Source organism: Paenibacillus sp. OSY-SE (assembly GCF_000283315.1).
Lineage (GTDB): Bacteria > Bacillota > Bacilli > Paenibacillales > Paenibacillaceae > Paenibacillus_B > Paenibacillus_B profundus.
Map to the genome: position 1 here is coordinate 22,525 of NZ_ALKF01000174.1, position 15,942 is coordinate 38,466.

General features: G+C 56.4%; 16 protein-coding genes. All 16 read left to right on the forward strand.

From position 1 onward, the window contains the following. The first annotated feature begins 108 nt into the window (after nt 1-108). Nucleotides 109-1,158 (forward strand): PTS sugar transporter subunit IIC, encoded by a 1,050-nt coding sequence (locus A372_RS0111585; RefSeq protein ID WP_019421015.1) that lies wholly within the window; start codon nt 109-111, stop codon nt 1,156-1,158. A 1,326-nt stretch (nt 1,159-2,484) separates the two neighbouring features. Beyond that, nucleotides 2,485-3,498, forward strand: coding sequence for an ABC transporter substrate-binding protein (locus A372_RS0111590; RefSeq protein ID WP_019421016.1), 1,014 nt, complete (start codon nt 2,485-2,487; stop codon nt 3,496-3,498). A 41-nt stretch (nt 3,499-3,539) separates the two neighbouring features. Beyond that, nucleotides 3,540-4,487 carry an ABC transporter permease gene (locus tag A372_RS0111595; protein ID WP_019421017.1) on the forward strand — a complete coding sequence of 316 codons (948 nt, stop codon included), beginning with the start codon at nt 3,540-3,542 and terminating at the stop codon, nt 4,485-4,487. After that, nucleotides 4,474-5,262 (forward strand): ABC transporter ATP-binding protein, encoded by a 789-nt coding sequence (locus A372_RS0111600; RefSeq protein WP_026011019.1) that lies wholly within the window; start codon nt 4,474-4,476, stop codon nt 5,260-5,262. The genes A372_RS0111595 and A372_RS0111600 overlap by 14 nt, the downstream gene beginning before the upstream one ends. Before the next feature lie 75 nt (nt 5,263-5,337). Then, nucleotides 5,338-6,441, forward strand: a complete 1,104-nt coding sequence (gene pdhA, locus A372_RS0111605; RefSeq protein ID WP_443146836.1) for a pyruvate dehydrogenase (acetyl-transferring) E1 component subunit alpha — start codon at nt 5,338-5,340, stop codon at nt 6,439-6,441. After that, on the forward strand, nt 6,438-7,421 hold the full coding sequence (locus A372_RS0111610) for an alpha-ketoacid dehydrogenase subunit beta (protein ID WP_019421020.1): 984 nt from the start codon (nt 6,438-6,440) through the stop codon (nt 7,419-7,421). The genes pdhA and A372_RS0111610 overlap by 4 nt, the downstream gene beginning before the upstream one ends. Before the next feature lie 25 nt (nt 7,422-7,446). Continuing rightward, nucleotides 7,447-8,778 carry a dihydrolipoamide acetyltransferase family protein gene (locus tag A372_RS0111615; protein WP_019421021.1) on the forward strand — a complete coding sequence of 444 codons (1,332 nt, stop codon included), beginning with the start codon at nt 7,447-7,449 and terminating at the stop codon, nt 8,776-8,778. Next, a complete protein-coding gene (lpdA, locus tag A372_RS0111620) occupies nt 8,779-10,221 on the forward strand; it encodes a dihydrolipoyl dehydrogenase (protein WP_019421022.1) in 1,443 nt (480 codons plus the stop codon). Next, nucleotides 10,214-11,200 carry a 1,2-phenylacetyl-CoA epoxidase subunit PaaA gene (paaA, locus tag A372_RS0111625; RefSeq protein ID WP_019421023.1) on the forward strand — a complete coding sequence of 329 codons (987 nt, stop codon included), beginning with the start codon at nt 10,214-10,216 and terminating at the stop codon, nt 11,198-11,200. The genes lpdA and paaA overlap by 8 nt, the downstream gene beginning before the upstream one ends. Next, a complete protein-coding gene (gene paaB / locus A372_RS0111630) occupies nt 11,197-11,538 on the forward strand; it encodes a 1,2-phenylacetyl-CoA epoxidase subunit PaaB (RefSeq protein WP_019421024.1) in 342 nt (113 codons plus the stop codon). The genes paaA and paaB overlap by 4 nt, the downstream gene beginning before the upstream one ends. 1 nt (nt 11,539) lies before the next feature. Then, a complete protein-coding gene (paaC, locus tag A372_RS0111635; protein ID WP_019421025.1) occupies nt 11,540-12,373 on the forward strand; it encodes a 1,2-phenylacetyl-CoA epoxidase subunit PaaC in 834 nt (277 codons plus the stop codon). 15 nt (nt 12,374-12,388) lie between these two features. Further along, nucleotides 12,389-12,880, forward strand: a complete 492-nt coding sequence (gene paaD / locus A372_RS0111640; RefSeq protein WP_019421026.1) for a 1,2-phenylacetyl-CoA epoxidase subunit PaaD — start codon at nt 12,389-12,391, stop codon at nt 12,878-12,880. 41 nt (nt 12,881-12,921) lie between these two features. Beyond that, nucleotides 12,922-14,382: an NAD-dependent succinate-semialdehyde dehydrogenase gene (locus A372_RS0111645; protein WP_019421027.1), complete on the forward strand. Its 1,461-nt coding sequence runs from the start codon at nt 12,922-12,924 to the stop codon at nt 14,380-14,382. A gap of 31 nt (nt 14,383-14,413) precedes the next feature. After that, nucleotides 14,414-14,716: an EthD family reductase gene (locus A372_RS0111650; RefSeq protein WP_019421028.1), complete on the forward strand. Its 303-nt coding sequence runs from the start codon at nt 14,414-14,416 to the stop codon at nt 14,714-14,716. Beyond that, entirely contained in the window at nt 14,713-15,111 is a 399-nt protein-coding gene (locus A372_RS0111655; RefSeq protein WP_019421029.1) for a PaaI family thioesterase, read from the forward strand. Before A372_RS0111650 ends, A372_RS0111655 begins: the two co-directional genes overlap by 4 nt. 45 nt (nt 15,112-15,156) lie before the next feature. Beyond that, a complete protein-coding gene (locus A372_RS0111660; protein ID WP_026011022.1) occupies nt 15,157-15,942 on the forward strand; it encodes an enoyl-CoA hydratase-related protein in 786 nt (261 codons plus the stop codon).

Consider the following 15,942-nt stretch of genomic DNA (forward strand, 5'->3'; position numbering starts at 1 on the left):
AGCGGATGAAATAAAAGAAAGGGCCTTGATACAATAGAATTGTAACGTTTTCAACTTATGTATAAAATAAACATTGGCCGCATTGAGAACGAACGGGGGAGAGATTTCATGCAGATTATTCAGGGAACGGCACTGTTGTTGCTTGTATTATCCTTGTTCAGTTTGTTCAGCTTCAAGGCTCCGAACGGTATGAAAGCGATGGGGGCATTGGCCAATGCAGCCGTGGCGAGCTTTCTCGTCGAAGCGTTTCACAGTTATGTTGGCGGCGATATGCTGCAGATCGGATTTTTGAAAGATGTGGGCGTCGCAGCAGGCGGCATGGGCGGCGTTGCTGCCGCGGCTCTTGTCGCGCTTGCGATGGGCGTATCTCCGGTATATGCCATGATGCTGGGAGTGGCGTGCGCCGGACTTGGCTTGCTGCCGGGCTTCATCGCAGGCTATCTTGTCTCATTCCTTGTGACGCGGTTCGAGAAAAAGGTGCCAGCCGGCCTCGATTTGATTGCCTGCATTGTCATTGCGGCTCCGCTCGCAAGAGGAGTTGCGGTGCTGATAAGTCCGCTCGTTGATATGACCCTATTGAATATCGGCAGCATTATTGCGGCCACGGCAACGGACAACCCGATAGTGATGGGCGTTATATTGGGAGGGGTCATTACGGTTGTCGCTACGGCTCCGCTCAGCTCGATGGCGCTGACGGCAATGCTCGGCTTGACGGGGCTGCCGATGGCGATTGGGGCACTGGCAGTGATGGGCTCGTCCTTCATGAACCTTGTCTTCTTTCACCGGATGAAGTTCGGTGACCGCCGAACGACGATAGCGGTAGCGATTGAGCCGCTTACGCAGGCGGATATCATTTCCGCCAACCCGATCCCCGTATATATCACCAACTTTATAGGCGGGGCCGCGGCAGGAGTCGTCGTGTCTCTATTCGGACTGATCAACAACGCGACAGGCACAGCGACGCCGATTGCCGGCTTGATGGTCATGTACGGCTTCAACGATCCGCTCCCGGTGACGATCGCGGCTGCCTTGTGCGCCCTTGCTGGAGCAGCTGCGGGATGGCTTGGATCCATCGTGTTCCGCAATTACCCGATTCGTACCGTTTTGGATGTCAGGGGCGTGCCGTCGACTCAAGGAAGCAGCAATGGCACAGTGTAGCAAGAGTAGGGAAAAAGGATAGATTGCTTGTGGCCCGGCGACGACTGTGTCGGCCGCAGTCACGCGAACGCCCCCGTGCGGCAGAGAAGCTGCGCGGGGGCGTTTTATTGTAATCGGTCATCACTACTCTACTTAAGAGTCTGGTAGTACGGTCATGTGGAATTTATAAAAAATCGGGATAGGTGATGCTCTCGGAAAGGATAAGTATGACAGTTCCATCCCTTGCTTCACTCTCCCCTTTATTCAGAATAGCAGCAGCAACCTCTTCCTTTCAAACGAGAACAGGTTGACAGTCTTTCGTACAATGGCCTTTAGCAACACTCTCCCATACTGTCAGGAGGGGGGCGGGGATAAGGGTACATGCCGATCCGTGAAAGATATTATTTCCTGATGATTCGATCCTGATTGCAGTGAATATAGAGTCGGTTCATGGGCGTGACGCCTCCTGATGGAAGTGAACCCAGAGTCGAACATTGGTGTGCCGCCTTCTGAAGGAAGGGGAGAATGAAGAAAAGGCTCGGATGCAATGCATCTCTTCCAGTCTGACAGGCCCATGTTCTAACACAAGAAGACGGAAGATGGGTTATTAGAGTAGATAACGGCAGATTTCATATTGTTGAACCTGATGGAAGTCAAGTTGTAACATCGTATAAAAGCCCAAGTAGAAATACTAATATGAGAATTCAAGATGGTAGATGGAGAAGGCCTAGTGAACAAGAACTTGAACATTTTATAACTATCTTTTCTGATAATGAGAAGTGGTAACAAAGAGCCTTTTTTAGGAGGGCGTAAGGGCAGAGAATCATTTGCGTGAAAGCTCGAAATGCCGTGAAACGATCGGGTGGGAGTTAATGTCTATAACTTTCATCACATTTTAAATTTAAAATGTGTCTAAATATTGACACTGTTTATGACTCCGTGATATTATAACGTTAAAATAACGCACTATCAAAAAAACGTATTATAATTTCACTGACCATCCTCATGACAAACACCGAATCCGTGTTACGCACTCCATCACGAAATCTGCACGATTTCCAAATCTTTTATGCAACCTACCCACATCATGTCTACAACCTGCAAAGGGTACAGCTTTCACAGCAAAGAAAGCGTATACAATTATGAACCATTGTTCAAATGAACAAATCAGCCAGAGCGATCCTGTCTTCATTCCGACAATCATTTGAGCTCGAGCAAGCGGAACTTCCTGCCCAGACGACTGCAAGATTTTCTTTCCACTCAGACAACTCGCCGATACGCTTTTGTTAATTAATTACTTTGAAAGCGCAAACAATTACAATTTAAATGGTAAAGGAGCGAGCTTGGATGAAACAACTTTTTTCTATTCTCGCCGTCTGTTCTTTGCTGCTGTTGGCTGCATGCGGGGCCTCTAACGAGCCTGCGGCAACAGGCAAGCAAAACGACGAAAACGACGGGAAGAAAGTAGTCAAAATCGGTATCGCGCAGTTTGCGGAGCATCCTTCGCTGGATGCGGCGAGAACGGGCTTTCTGCAGGCGCTGAAAGATGCCGGGTACAAAGAAAACGACAATTTGCAAGTGGATATGCACAATGCTCAGGGAGACATGAACAACAACATGACCATTGCACAGAAGCTCGTCGGAGACAAGAACGATCTCATTCTGGCGATTGCCACGCCAACTGCGCTGGCGGCTGCAAAAGCGACGAAAGACATTCCGGTCCTATTCACGGCCGTTACCGATCCGGTCGCATCAAAATTGGTCAAGAGTCTGGAAGAGCCAGGAGGGAATGTGACGGGCACGCGGGACACGAACCCGGAAGCGATTAAGAAGACGATGGAAACGATGAAGAGATTTTTCCCCGATGCTAAAAAAGTAGGGGTGATATACAACTCCGGGGAACAGAATTCCGTCGTCAACATCGCCAATGTCAAGCAAGTGCTGCAAGGCGGAGGGCTGGAAACCGTTGAAGCAACGGTTACGAACAGCTCGGAGGTGAAGCAGGCTGCCGATTCGTTGGTGGGTCGCGCGGATATCATCTATCTGCCTTCGGACAATACCGTGATTTCGGCTTTGAGCTCGGTCGTGTCGGTGGCGAACGACAAGGATATCCCGTTGTTCTGCGAGAGCAGCGAATCCGTCGGACAGGGCGCTTTCGCATCAGTGGGATTCCAGTACTACGATTTGGGATATACGACGGGCAAGATGGCGGTAGAGGTGCTGAAGGGCGCATCACCAGCCCAAATCCCTGTCCGTTTCTCGGAACAGCTCGATCTCATGATTAATCCCAAAGCAGCGGAAGAACAAGGAATTACGTTGACGGAGGACATGAAGCAAGGCGCAATCCTGATAGAGAAATAAATCGGAGCAATAAATCGTTCCATTTTTAGGAGGATGCTATCGTGCTGTATGCGCTGACGGGTTCTGTTGAAGCAGGGGTCATTTACGCGTTGATGGCTCTGGGCGTTTACTTGACGTTTCGAATTCTCGATTTTCCCGACCTGACCGTCGACGGCAGCTTTGCCACCGGCGGGGCTGTAGCGGCGGTCATGATTACCAATGGATATTCCCCTCTGCTCGCGACGTTGGGCGCGATGCTGGCGGGATGCGTGGCAGGCAGCGTAACCGGGCTGCTTCATACGAAGGGCAAAATCAATACGCTGCTGTCCGGGATTATTTCGATGATTGCTTTGTATTCGATCAACTTGCGGATTATGGGTAAGGCCAACACGCCGCTATTGGGCGCGGACACGTTGTTTACGGAAATTTCATCCTTCCTCTCCAGTCTGCAACCGCTCTCGATTCTGGCGGCCGTAGGGGTGTCCGTTCTATTAATCAAATGGGCAATCGACTGGTTTCTCGATACGGAAATCGGCTTGGCCATCCGTGCGACCGGCGACAATACGAAGATGATCCGCAGCTTCTCCGCGAACACCGACAACATGAAGATTATCGGGCTGAGCCTCTCCAACGGTTTGGTAGCGTTGTCAGGCGCCTTGATTGCGCAGTATCAAGAATTTGCGGACATCTCGATGGGAATCGGTATCATCATTATCGGATTGGCTTCAGTCATTATGGGCGAAGCAATCTTTGGTCATTCCTCGATTCGACGGGCGACCTTCGCCGTTATCGGCGGCGCAATCGTCTATCGCTTAATTATTATGTTCGCGCTCCGCATCGGGCTCGATCCGAATGATTTAAAGCTGCTGACCGCCATTATAGTGGTGATTGCGCTCGTGTCGTCACGGATGATCGATACGTGGAAAGACAGACGGGTGCGGGCGCCGAAGGAGGAGCCGCTTGCGGCGGCCGGCCAAGGAGCAAGGGGGGAGAGCCATGCTGAAACTTAACGGGATCCGCAAAGTGTTCAACCGCAGGACGGCGAGCGAAAAAATAGCTCTGCAAGAGATCAATCTGACACTTCATCCCGGCGACTTCGTCACGATCATCGGCTCCAACGGAGCTGGCAAGTCCACGCTGATGAACATCATCTCCGGGGGAATGGCGCCAGACTGCGGAACGATCGAAATCGACGGCGAAATGGTGACCGGCCTGTCCGAATACGAGCGTGCGCGGAAGATCGGACGGGTGTTTCAAGACCCGATGGCTGGAACGGCGCCGACGATGACGATCGAAGAGAATTTGGCGGTGGCGTTCTCCCGCGATAGAAGACGCACCTTGCACAGAGGCGTGGACAAGAAGCGCAAGGAGCTGTTCCGTGAATATTTGGCATCGCTTCATCTTGGGCTGGAACACCGGCTGACGGCGAAGGCGGGCCTGCTGTCCGGCGGCGAACGGCAGGCGCTCAGCCTGCTGATGGCGACGTTCACGCAGCCGAAAGTACTGCTGCTGGATGAACATACGGCAGCGCTTGATCCGGCGCGGGCGCAGCTGATTACGGCGCTGACCAGGGAAGTGGTGGAGCGCTCCAAGTTTACCACGCTAATGGTCACCCACAACATGCAGCAGGCCATCGAACTGGGCAACCGCTTAATTATGATGGACGCCGGCCAGATTATTCTGGATGTGCCGGAAGAGGAGAAGAAGCATTTGACGATTGAAGATTTGCTGAAGAAGTTTGCACTGTTGAAAGGTGTAGCGGATGACCGCTTACTCTTGGGTTAGATGAACGGAAAGCTGAAAGGAGCGATGGGAATGATTCATAGTCAGGGGCATTCGTTGACCCCGCTTATCGAGGAAATGGAAGAAATGGCGATGAAGCATGACAAGCCGCGCGGGCTGCTTGAGCCGTACCAGGTGCTGACGCCGGATGGGGAGCTTCGCCATGGAATCGAGGGGGAAATTGACGAGGCTCTGATGGTGAAAATGTACGAAAACATGGTGCTGGTGCGGATGTTCGATCGGAAGGCAGTCAACCTGCAAAGACAAGGCAGGATGGGCACCTATGCTCCATATGAAGGGCAGGAGGCTTCGCAAGTGGGCAGCGCGATGGCGCTGTCTCCTGAAGATTGGCTGTTCCCCAGCTACCGCGATCACGCCGCCGCGATTACGCATGGGCAGTCGCTCAGCCGTGTCCTCCTGTATTGGATGGGGCATATGGAAGGATCCGTCAGTCCGGAAGGCCGAAAAATTATGCCGCCGTGCGTCCCGATTGCCACCCAGCTGACGCATGCTGTAGGAACGTCTTGGGCCGCCAAGCTGAAAGGGGAGAAGCAGGCAAGCATCGCTTATTTTGGCGAAGGAGCGACCTCGGAAGGAGACTTCCATGAGGCCTTGAATTTTGCCGGAGTATACCAAGCGGCAACCGTCTTCTTCTGCCAGAATAACGGATATGCGATCAGCGTGCCGTTCCGCGCCCAGTCCGCTTCGCGGACGATTGCCCAACGCGCGGCCGCTTACGATATGGCAGGGGTTCGGGTAGATGGCAACGATATATTTGCCGTATGGCAGACGGTCCGGGAAGCGATTGAGCGAGGCTTGAGCGGGGGCGGTCCGACACTGATCGAGGCGGTTACGTTCCGCTACGGGGCGCATACGACGAGCGATGATCCGAGGAAATATCGCGATCAGGCGCGGCTTGCCGCGGAATGGCGGGAACTGCGAGATCCTGTGCAGCGGCTGCAGCTGTATCTTCAGAAGCGGGGGTTATGGAGCGAGAAGGACGAGGAACAACTGCTGGAGCGGGTCACCGGCCTGATCGAGGATGCGGTCGCCGAAGCGGAGAGCTATCCCAAATCCAAGCCTGCAGATATGTTCAAGCACGTGTGCGCCGAGACGCCTTGGCCCGTTGCCGAGCAGCAAGAACAGAGCGGGCTCCGTGCGGAAAGGCAAGGTGAATCATGAGTCGCAGTTTGACGATATTGCAAGCGGTAACCGAAGCGCTGGACCAGAAGCTGGCCGATGATGGGCGCGTCATCCTGATGGGGGAAGACATCGGCGTCAACGGCGGCGTATTCCGGGCGACCGACGGACTGTTCGGCAAGTACGGCGAAGATCGGGTTGTCGATACGCCGCTGGCTGAAGCCGGAATTATCGGTTCGGCTATCGGGTTTGCGCTGAACGGCTTGGTCCCTGTAGTCGAAATTCAATTTTTGGCCTTCATTTATCCCGGCTTTGAACAAATTATTTCCCATGCGGCGCGGATGCGCTATCGAACCCGGGGGCAGTTCAACGTCCCCATGGTCATACGCACGCCTTACGGAGCGGGGATCCGCGGTCCAGAGCTGCATTCGGAGAGCGTTGAAGCGTTTTTTGTCCATACGCCCGGGCTCAAGGTGGTCGTGCCGAGCAATCCCTATGATGCCAAAGGCTTGTTAATCAGCGCGATTGAGGATCCCGACCCGGTCATTTTCCTCGAGCCGGCCCAGATCTACCGCGCATTCAAAGCAGAGGTGCCGGAGGAGATGTACCGCGTTCCATTGGGCAAAGCCAGCATCGTTCAGGAAGGCAGCGATGTGACGATTATTTCGTGGGGAGCCATGATGCGTGTGGCGCTCGCGGCCGCCCAGCAGATGGAGCAGGAGAAGGGCTGGTCATGCGAAGTGCTCGACCTCCGCTCGCTTTATCCGCTGGATCGGGACACGATTGCCGAATCCGTCAAGAAGACGGGCCGCGCCCTCATTGTCCATGAAGCGCACAAGACGGCCGGTGTCGGCGCAGAAATTATTTCGCTAATCAATGACGAGGCACTCATGTATCTACGGGCTCCGGTAAAGCGAATTACCGGATTCGACGTGCCGGTTCCGCAGTTTTCGCTCGAAGACTTCTACGTTCCGACGGTAGAGCGGGTGAGGCATGGAATCGCAGATACGATCCAGTTCTGACCGTTGTAGAGGAGGAAGAACGCGAATGATGGAGTTTAAGCTCCCTGATGTGGGAGAAGGCATTCACGAAGGGGAAATCGGCAAATGGTTGATTAAGGAAGGAGAGCGGGTCAACTGCGACCAGCCGATTGTCGAGGTGCTGACGGATAAAGTGAACGCCGAATTGACCGCTCCGGCAGGGGGAGTGGTACGTAAGCTGATGTTTGCCGAAGGGGATAAGGTCGAAGTGGGCGATATCTTATTTCTCCTTGACGAAGAAGGGAGAGTGACCCTCGGCAGGATAGGGGAAGCGGAGCAAGCTGCCGCTACGTCGCCGCCTGCTGCGCCACCGGCAGCTGAATCACACATTGCTCCCGTCCACCCGTCAAGGCGGGCGCGGGCTGCGCCTTATGTCCGCCAGCTCGCGCGGCAACTCAAGATCGACATTGAACAGGTGTCGGCTGCTGGAGCGGATGGCCGCATAACCGAAGAGGATCTGAAGCGTTATATAGACACCCGGGAAGAGGACGAATTGACGTTCGTGGCATCTGAAGCAACTGTTGCGGGCCAAGACGGCTCTGTCGGAGACGTCGCTCTACAAGCGCTCCAGCTATCCCGGCCACAAGTGAAATCGGTATCCGCCTCCAGGATCGAGAGCGAAGCGCCGCCGCTCTGTGCCGAAGAGCGAATTCCGCTGCGGGGTGTGCGCCTGAAAATCGCAGAACGGCTGGTCAAAGCAGTGACAATCATCCCCCACGTCACACAGGTGGATGAGCTGGAAGCCGATGCGCTGCAAGCGCTACGGGAACGACTGCAAGGAATTGCGGCCGAGCGGCAGGTGAAATTGACGTACTTGCCGTTTTTTATCAAGGCGCTGGTCATCGCCCTCAAGGAATTCCCGGCCTTCAACGCTTCGCTTGACGACGGGAGCAAGGAAATCGTATTGAAGCGCTACTACCATATCGGAATTGCGACCGATACGCCAGACGGTCTGTTCGTCCCCGTTATTCGGCATGCCGACCGGAAGACGATCTTTCAATTGGCGGAAGAAATCGCCCGCTTGACGTTGCAGGCACGGGAAGGAAAGCTGACGCTTGAGCAGATTACGGGCGGCACCTTTACGATTAGCAACGTCGGGCCGATCGGGAGCTTACTGGCCACCCCGATTATCAACCATCCGGAAGCGGCCATTCTGGCGCTGCACAAGATGGAGCCGCGCATGGTCGTGCGCAACGGGGAAGGCGTCATTCGGCTGATGATGAATATGGCGCTGTCGTTCGACCACCGACTGATCGACGGCGCGGACGCGATCCGTTTTACCAATCGCATGAAGCGGCTGCTTGAGCATCCAGACTTGCTATGGGCGGAGATGATATAGATGGTAGTCGGCGAAATTGCAGTAGAAACGGATGTCGTCGTCATTGGCGGAGGACCGGGCGGCTATTCAGCGGCCATTAGGCTGGGACAGCTGGGGAAATCCGTCGTGTTGGTGGAAAAAGAGGAGTTGGGCGGTGTCTGCCTCAACTCGGGATGCATTCCGTCCAAAGCGTTGATTCATGCGGCCGGTCTGCTCTATGACGCGAAATCAGCTGCCAAGATGGGGATTCGGACGGAAGCGGATGCGCTCACCTTCGATTTAACAGTCTGGCAGGATTGGAAATCCGGCATAGTCCGCCGGCTGCGCGGCGGGGTCGAGCAATTGTGCGCCGCCAACGGCGTAACGGTCGTGAAGGGCAGCGCAATCTTCCTGTCTGCCGATCGCATCGGGGTGGAATCGGAATCTGGCTTTGAAACTTACAAGTTCCGGCAGGCAATCGTCGCAACCGGTTCGCGGCCGCACATCCCTTCGTTCGCGAAAGCGGGTGAGCCGCGCATCCTGACCTCGACGGATGCGTTGGATGAGGCCCAACTGCCCGGCAGTCTGGCGATTGTCGGCAGCGGATACATCGGCATTGAATTGGGCATGGCCTTCGCCAAACTGGGCTGCAAGGTTACGCTCATCGAGCGAGAGGAACGAATTCTACCGCTCGTAGACGTCAGCCTCGTCGAGGAGGTGAAGAGGCGCGCCCGTAAGCTGGGCATGACCATCAAGACGTCGGCGACGGTGCGGACTGCCGTCGCGCATGACGACCGCGTCGAGCTGCACGTGGACTCGCAGCGGCATGGGGAGGAAGTCATCGTCAGCGATAAGGTGCTGGTGACGATCGGGCGTGTTCCGAATACGGAGGCGATCGGCCTAAGCCAGGCGGGAGTCACCGTGGATGAACGCGGCTATGTGGAGGTAGATGCGGAGTGCCGTACCAATGTGAGCCATATTTTTGCGATTGGCGACATTACGCCTGGTCCCGCTCTGGCCCATCGCGCCGCGAAGCAGGGCACGGTCGCCGCAGAGGTTATCGGCGGGCTGCCGAGCGCTGTGGATTCGCCGTATATTCCGTACGTCATCTTCTCTGATCCCCAGATTGCCGGGGTCGGGCTCACACGCGAGGAGGCCGAACGGCAGGGGATGAAGGTGAAGACAGGGCGATTCCCGTTCCGCGCCAACGGATATGCGCTTGCTGCCGGGAAGACGGACGGCTTCGCCGAAGTGGTCGTCGATGCGGACTCCCACCTGCTGCTGGGAATGCATGCGGTAGGGGCGGATGCCGCCAGCCTAATCAGCCAAGGCGCGTTGGCGCTCGAATTGGCAGCCAAGGCGGAAGACGTGGCCCTTACAGTGCATCCGCACCCGACGCTTAGCGAAGGCTGGCTGGAAGCGGCGGCTGCCGCCTTGGGGCATGCCATACACATCGTTAATGAAAGGAGGCTGGAGCATGAGTAATCGAACGGACCCGGATAGAGCGCTGGACAACGAGCGATTGGCGAAATTTCTGGAGCGGATTGATCGGGGTGACAAAATTGAGGCTGACGATTGGATGCCTGACGATTACCGCAACCAGTTGATCAAGCTCATATCGATGCACGGCGTGAGCGAAATTATGGGGGCGCTCCCCGAGAAGGAATGGGTGCCAAAGGCGCCGACCCTGCGCCGCAAGCTGGCGATTATGGCCAAGGTGCAGGATGAAATGGGGCACGGGCAGCTGCTGCTGCGTGTCGTGGAGGACCTGCTCGCGCCGCTTGGCAAAAACCGCGACGATCTGCTGCAGGATCTGTTCTCGGGAAGGTTGAAATTCCACAACGTTTTCCATATGGAGGCTCCTACGTGGGCGGATGCCGGCGTCATTGCCTGGCTCGTGGACGGAGCGGCGATCATCACCCAGACGATGTCGCTGGAAACGTCCTACGCGCCGTATGCCCGCGCGCTCCAGCGCATCTGCGCGGAGGAGAAGTTCCATGCCCAGCACGGAGAGAGCATTGTGCTGGAACTGGCCGAAGGGACTCCGGCACAGCGGCAAATGCTGCAGGACGCCGTGACCCGCTGGTGGCCGTCCTTGCTGATGTTTTTCGGCCCGCCGGAAGGCGGCACCGTATCAAGCAATCAGCTTCTGAACATGCGCTACAAGATTCGATCGCAGACGAATGAAGAGCTGCGGCAGGTATTTTTCCATAAATATGTGCATCGTATTTACCACCTTGGCTTGACTCTTCCGGATGACACGATCCGTTATGACGAAGCAGAGGGCGTCTGGCATTACCAGCAGCCCGATTGGGATCGGTTCGTGCAGATTGTGCGGGGCAACGGACCGTGCTCGGCGCAGCGGCTGCGGCTGCGGAAGACGTCATACGAAGAGGCAAAATGGGTGCGTGACGCGATGTTGGCGGCACCGCGCGCAGAACATATGGCAGGAGGAAGGTTATGAACAGCGCACACGAGGACCAGTTTACCGTCTACGAGGTGTTCAGCCAGAAAAATCCGGCTTCCGGCTTCGTGCACCAGTTCAGCTTGCTGGCGCCCAACCATGAGGCGGCGCTGCTGATGGCGCGGGAGAACTTTATGCGCCGCGAGCCCTGCATCAATATTTGGGTCGTGAACCGTGAAGATATTCATGGACTGACCCCGGAAGAGCGCACAAGCCTGGAGCGTCTGGACAACAAGAGCTATCGCGAGACCAAGGGCTACGGCGATGTGCAGGCCAAGTGGCGCCGCCACAAAGAAGCGTATGAGAGCAAAGCGGCTTTCACGCAGAAAGGGGGCTGACATGTCCGAACATTCATATGTGGAGACGGCTGAAGAGGCCAGGCGGAACCCGGAATATGTGCGGGCTTTGCAGGAATTGTTGTTTCAGGCGGCAGATGACGATTATATTTTGGCCTACCGGGGGGCGGAGTGGTTAGGGCTGGCCCCCCACATCGAAGAGGATGTCGCATTCTCGTCGATGTCACAGGACATGATGGGGCATGCGGCGATGCTGTACGAGATGCTGGAGGAACTTGGAGCCGGCAAGGCGGATGATCTGGCGCACATGAGGAGCCCGGATGCGTTCCGCAACGCGATTCTCATCGAGCGTCCCAACGGAACGGGCGATTATGCGGACCAGCCGCATTATGACTGGGCGTATGCGATTGCCCGCTACAGTCTGTATGGTGTTTTCAAGCAGATCCGGCTGGAGGCATTGGCGTATTCTACTTATGTTCCGTTGGCGCAGGCTGCGGGGAAAATGCAGCGCGAGCATCACTATCATGTGCGGTATTGGCACATGTGGTTCAAGCGGCTGGCGAGCAGCACGGACGATGCGCGTGACAGGCTGAATGCGGCATTGGAGCAGGTATGGAGCGACATCGGCGAGTTGTTCTTGCTCGGCAGAGCGTCGGCGTCAATCGTTGGCTTCGGTCTGATCGCGGGCGAGGACGATATATCACAGCGGTGGATGAATGCGACGCGGAACATGTTCGCGGCGAATGGGATCGATTGGCCGGGGGATTGGGGCGTTCCCGTGCAGAAGGGGCGCGAAGGGCAGCATACGGACGATCTGGCACAGGCCGTCAGCACCTTGTCGGAGGTATACCGGCTGGACCCGGCTGCCAGCTGGTAAAGGGGGGGAGTTCCATTGGTGCATGATACGCCGGTGCTGCAGGAGGAGCTGATCTGGCAGCTGCTGCAGGAGGTCAAAGATCCGGAGATTCCCGTCATCAGCATGATCGAGATGGGGATGATCCACAAGGCGACCGCCCAGAACGGCGTCGTTGCCGTCGAAGTGCTGCCTACGTTCGTCGGCTGTCCGGCCTTGGACATCATGAAGAACAGCATTAACGAGAAGCTGCGTCCGGTCGCGGGCGTGCGCGAGGTGCAGGTCAGCTTCGTGCTGCAGCCTGCATGGACATCCGACCGGATTAGCGACGAAGGCAGGGAGAAGCTGCGTTCATTCGGCATCGTTCCGCCGCCGCGCGGATGCCAGCCGGGCGATCCTTGGGAAGTGCGCTGTCCTTACTGCGATTCCCCTTACACGCGGCTGGACAATTTATTCGGGCCTGCGGCTTGCCGCAGCATCTTATATTGCAAGCAATGCAAAAATCCGTTTGAAGCGTTGAAATCAATCTAAGCGTCTATGTACGCCAGGGATAATCGGGAGGGAAGGGTATCATGGAAAAAAGCATGCAAACAGTGCAAGTGAAGTCGATGTTCGTCAACGGAGAGTGGGTGCAGGCGGAGGGCGGCGACACGCTGCGCGTCATCAACCCGGCAACGGGCGAGGAAGCAGGGACCGTCAGCTACGGCGACGCGAGAGATGCCAAGAACGCCATTGAAGCGGCGCATCAAGCATTCAAAGACTGGTCGCGCTTGACCGCACGCGAGCGCTCGAAATATCTGTACAATCTGTACGAGTTGGTTCGCAGCCACCGCGATGAACTGGCGGGCATCATTTCGGCCGAAATGGGCAAGCCGCTGCGGGAAGCCAAGGGCGAGGTGCTTGGGGCAGCCGACAACTTCATGTGGTATGCGGAAGAAGCGAAGCGCGTATATGGCGAAACGATCCCGTCATCGGTGCCCAACAAGCGTATCATGGTCAACCGTCAGCCTGTCGGCGTCGTGGGTGCCATCACCCCGTGGAATTTCCCGGTCAACATGGTGGCCCGGAAGATTGCGCCAGCGTTGGCAGCGGGCTGCACCGTCGTCTTGAAGCCTGCGGAAAGCACGCCGCTCAGCGCGATTCGGCTGTTCGAATTGATTGAGCAAGCCGGCTTCCCGAAGGGAGTCGCCAATCTGGTTATCGGCAATCCGGAGTCTGTCGGGCAGGAAATGACCGACAACCCCAAAGTGCGCAAAATCGCCTTTACCGGCTCAACGCGCGTCGGCAAGCTGTTGATGGAGGGAGCGGCCAAGCACGTCCAGCGGGTCAGCCTTGAATTGGGCGGGCACGCGCCGTTCATCGTGTTCGATGATGCGGATCTGGACGCGGCCGTCGCGGGATTATTCGAGAGCAAATTCCGCAACTCCGGACAGATGTGCATCTGCACGAACCGCCTGTACGTGCACGAGTCGGTAGCGGAGGCCTTCAGCGGGAAGCTGATCGAGCGGCTGAAAAAGGCGAAGGTAGGCGACGGACGCAGCAAGGATACGGAAATCGGGCCGCTTATCAACCAACGTGCGCTCGATAAGGTGCTGCGCCACATCCGGGACGCCGAAGACAAAGGCGGGCGGGTCGTGTTCGGCGGCCAGCGGCTGACCGAGGGCGAATACGGCAAAGGCTTCTACTGCGAACCGACCGTTATCGCAGATGTAACCAAGGAGATGGATATTGCCAACGAAGAAACGTTCGGTCCGGTCGTGCCAATCATGCCGTTTACAGACGAAGCCGCCGTCATTGGCATGGCCAACGATACGACATATGGATTGGCAGCATATGTGTATACGCAGAATAATAGCCGCTGCTTCCGGATGGCCGAAGAGCTGGAATACGGCATCGTCGGGATTAACGACGGTTCCCCGACCCAGACCCAAGCGCCGTTCGGCGGATGGAAAGAAAGCGGAATTGGACGCGAGGGCGGCCGCCATGGGCTGGAAGCGTTCTTGGAGACGAAGTTCGTTTCGTTCGGCATTTAAAATATTTCGAATTATGAGGGAGGAAATGACAATGGTCAAATTGATAGCTATTTATCGCAAGCCGGAAGATATGGAGGCTTTTGATCAACATTATTTCAACACACATGCGCCGCTCGCGGCCAAGATGCCCGGCCTTGTGAAAATGGAAGTGGGTAAAATCTACGGTTCGCCCGGAGGCGAAAGCGATCTGCACCTGGTTGCGGAGATGTATTTTGAATCGAAGGAAGCCTTGAAGGCGGCGCTGTCGTCCGCAGAAGGCCGGGCATCGGGGAAGGATCTGATGGGATTTGCCGGCAAGGTTGTGTCGATGCATATGGCGGAGGTTCATGAGTGAGCCGTTCGCCTAATCGCAACCGATTTAATGATCTACTCGGGATAGTAGTCATGCAGCTGCATGACGATGGTTGCATTTTACAGCTGAAAATTCGGCCCGAGTTCCATAACAGTATCGAAGGCGTCGTTCATGGCGGCGTCACCAACGCATTGGCTGACGCCGCCATGGGTCATGCTGCTGCACCCCCGGTAGACGGGGTGCAGCAGTGTGTGACCGTGGAAAGCAAAATCAATTATTTGTCCCCGGCAACAGGGGAACTGCTCGTCGCGGAGTCCAAGGTGTTGAAGCGCGGAGGCAAGCTGATTGTGACGGATGCCCGAATTACCTGTGACGGCAAGCTCGTCGCGTTTGCCTCTGGGACTTATGCGCGCGTTCGGCCGAACGGGCGGGAGTAAGCGGCGACAATACGGATAGCGGAAGGACAATTAGGCATGGAGCATATGGAGCAATCAATAATCAAATTGGAACAACACGGCCAGGTGGCGATCATTACGCTGAACCGGCCTGATGAGCTGAACGCGTTCAATTATGCGGCGTTGGTACGTCTGGGCGAGGTCGTTGAGGAAATCCGGCAGAACCCGCAACACATTCGCGCCGTCATCGTCACGGGAGCAGGCCGCGCGTTCAGCGCGGGGGCCGATCTGAAGGAGCGGCGCACGCTGAATGACCAGCAGGTGCGTCGCAACGTGCGCGCGATCCGCAACGTGTTCACCGCCGTGGAGCAGCTTCCCCAGCCGACGATCGCGGCAGTGAACGGGTATGCCTTCGGCGGCGGCTTTGAGCTGGCGCTTGCGTGCGACTTTCGCTATGCCGTCCAGGATGCACGCATGGGCCTCACCGAGGTGAGCCTGGGCATCATTCCCGGTGCGGGCGGAACGCAGCGGCTGCCGCGGCTCATCGGCCCGGCGAGAGCGAAGGAGCTGATTCTGACCGCCCGCAAAATTACCGCCCCGGAAGCGCTTCAGCTTGGGCTTCTGGGCGGGGTGGCGGAGGATACGGAACGGCTGCGTAAGATGGCGCTGGCATTGGCGGACGAAATTATCGCTAACGCGCCGCTTGCCGTCTATCAGGCGAAATATGCGATTGATCGGGGTGGCAGCGTTGATCTGCATACCGGCTTGGAGCTTGAGGCACAGGCATATGAATTGATGATCCCAACGAAGGATCGGGCGGAGGCCCTGTCTGCTTTTGCGGAGAAGCGAAAGCCTGTCTTCCGTGGGGAGTAG

Bases quoted from the DNA above. Each gene is read 5' to 3' on its own strand.
- A372_RS0111590 (WP_019421016.1), top strand. From the start codon at position 2,485: ATGAAACAACTTTTTTCTATTCTCGCCGTCTGTTCTTTGCTGCTGTTG.
- paaB (WP_019421024.1), top strand. From the start codon at position 11,197: ATGAACAGCGCACACGAGGACCAGTTTACCGTCTACGAGGTGTTCAGC.
- A372_RS0111660 (WP_026011022.1), top strand. From the start codon at position 15,157: ATGGAGCAATCAATAATCAAATTGGAACAACACGGCCAGGTGGCGATC.
- A372_RS0111645 (WP_019421027.1), top strand. From the start codon at position 12,922: ATGGAAAAAAGCATGCAAACAGTGCAAGTGAAGTCGATGTTCGTCAAC.
- A372_RS0111615 (WP_019421021.1), top strand. From the start codon at position 7,447: ATGATGGAGTTTAAGCTCCCTGATGTGGGAGAAGGCATTCACGAAGGG.
- A372_RS0111600 (WP_026011019.1), top strand. From the start codon at position 4,474: ATGCTGAAACTTAACGGGATCCGCAAAGTGTTCAACCGCAGGACGGCG.
- A372_RS0111610 (WP_019421020.1), top strand. From the start codon at position 6,438: ATGAGTCGCAGTTTGACGATATTGCAAGCGGTAACCGAAGCGCTGGAC.
- paaC (WP_019421025.1), top strand. From the start codon at position 11,540: ATGTCCGAACATTCATATGTGGAGACGGCTGAAGAGGCCAGGCGGAAC.
- A372_RS0111650 (WP_019421028.1), top strand. From the start codon at position 14,414: ATGGTCAAATTGATAGCTATTTATCGCAAGCCGGAAGATATGGAGGCT.
- pdhA (WP_443146836.1), top strand. From the start codon at position 5,338: ATGGAAGAAATGGCGATGAAGCATGACAAGCCGCGCGGGCTGCTTGAG.
- lpdA (WP_019421022.1), top strand. From the start codon at position 8,779: ATGGTAGTCGGCGAAATTGCAGTAGAAACGGATGTCGTCGTCATTGGC.
- A372_RS0111585 (WP_019421015.1), top strand. From the start codon at position 109: ATGCAGATTATTCAGGGAACGGCACTGTTGTTGCTTGTATTATCCTTG.
- paaA (WP_019421023.1), top strand. From the start codon at position 10,214: ATGAGTAATCGAACGGACCCGGATAGAGCGCTGGACAACGAGCGATTG.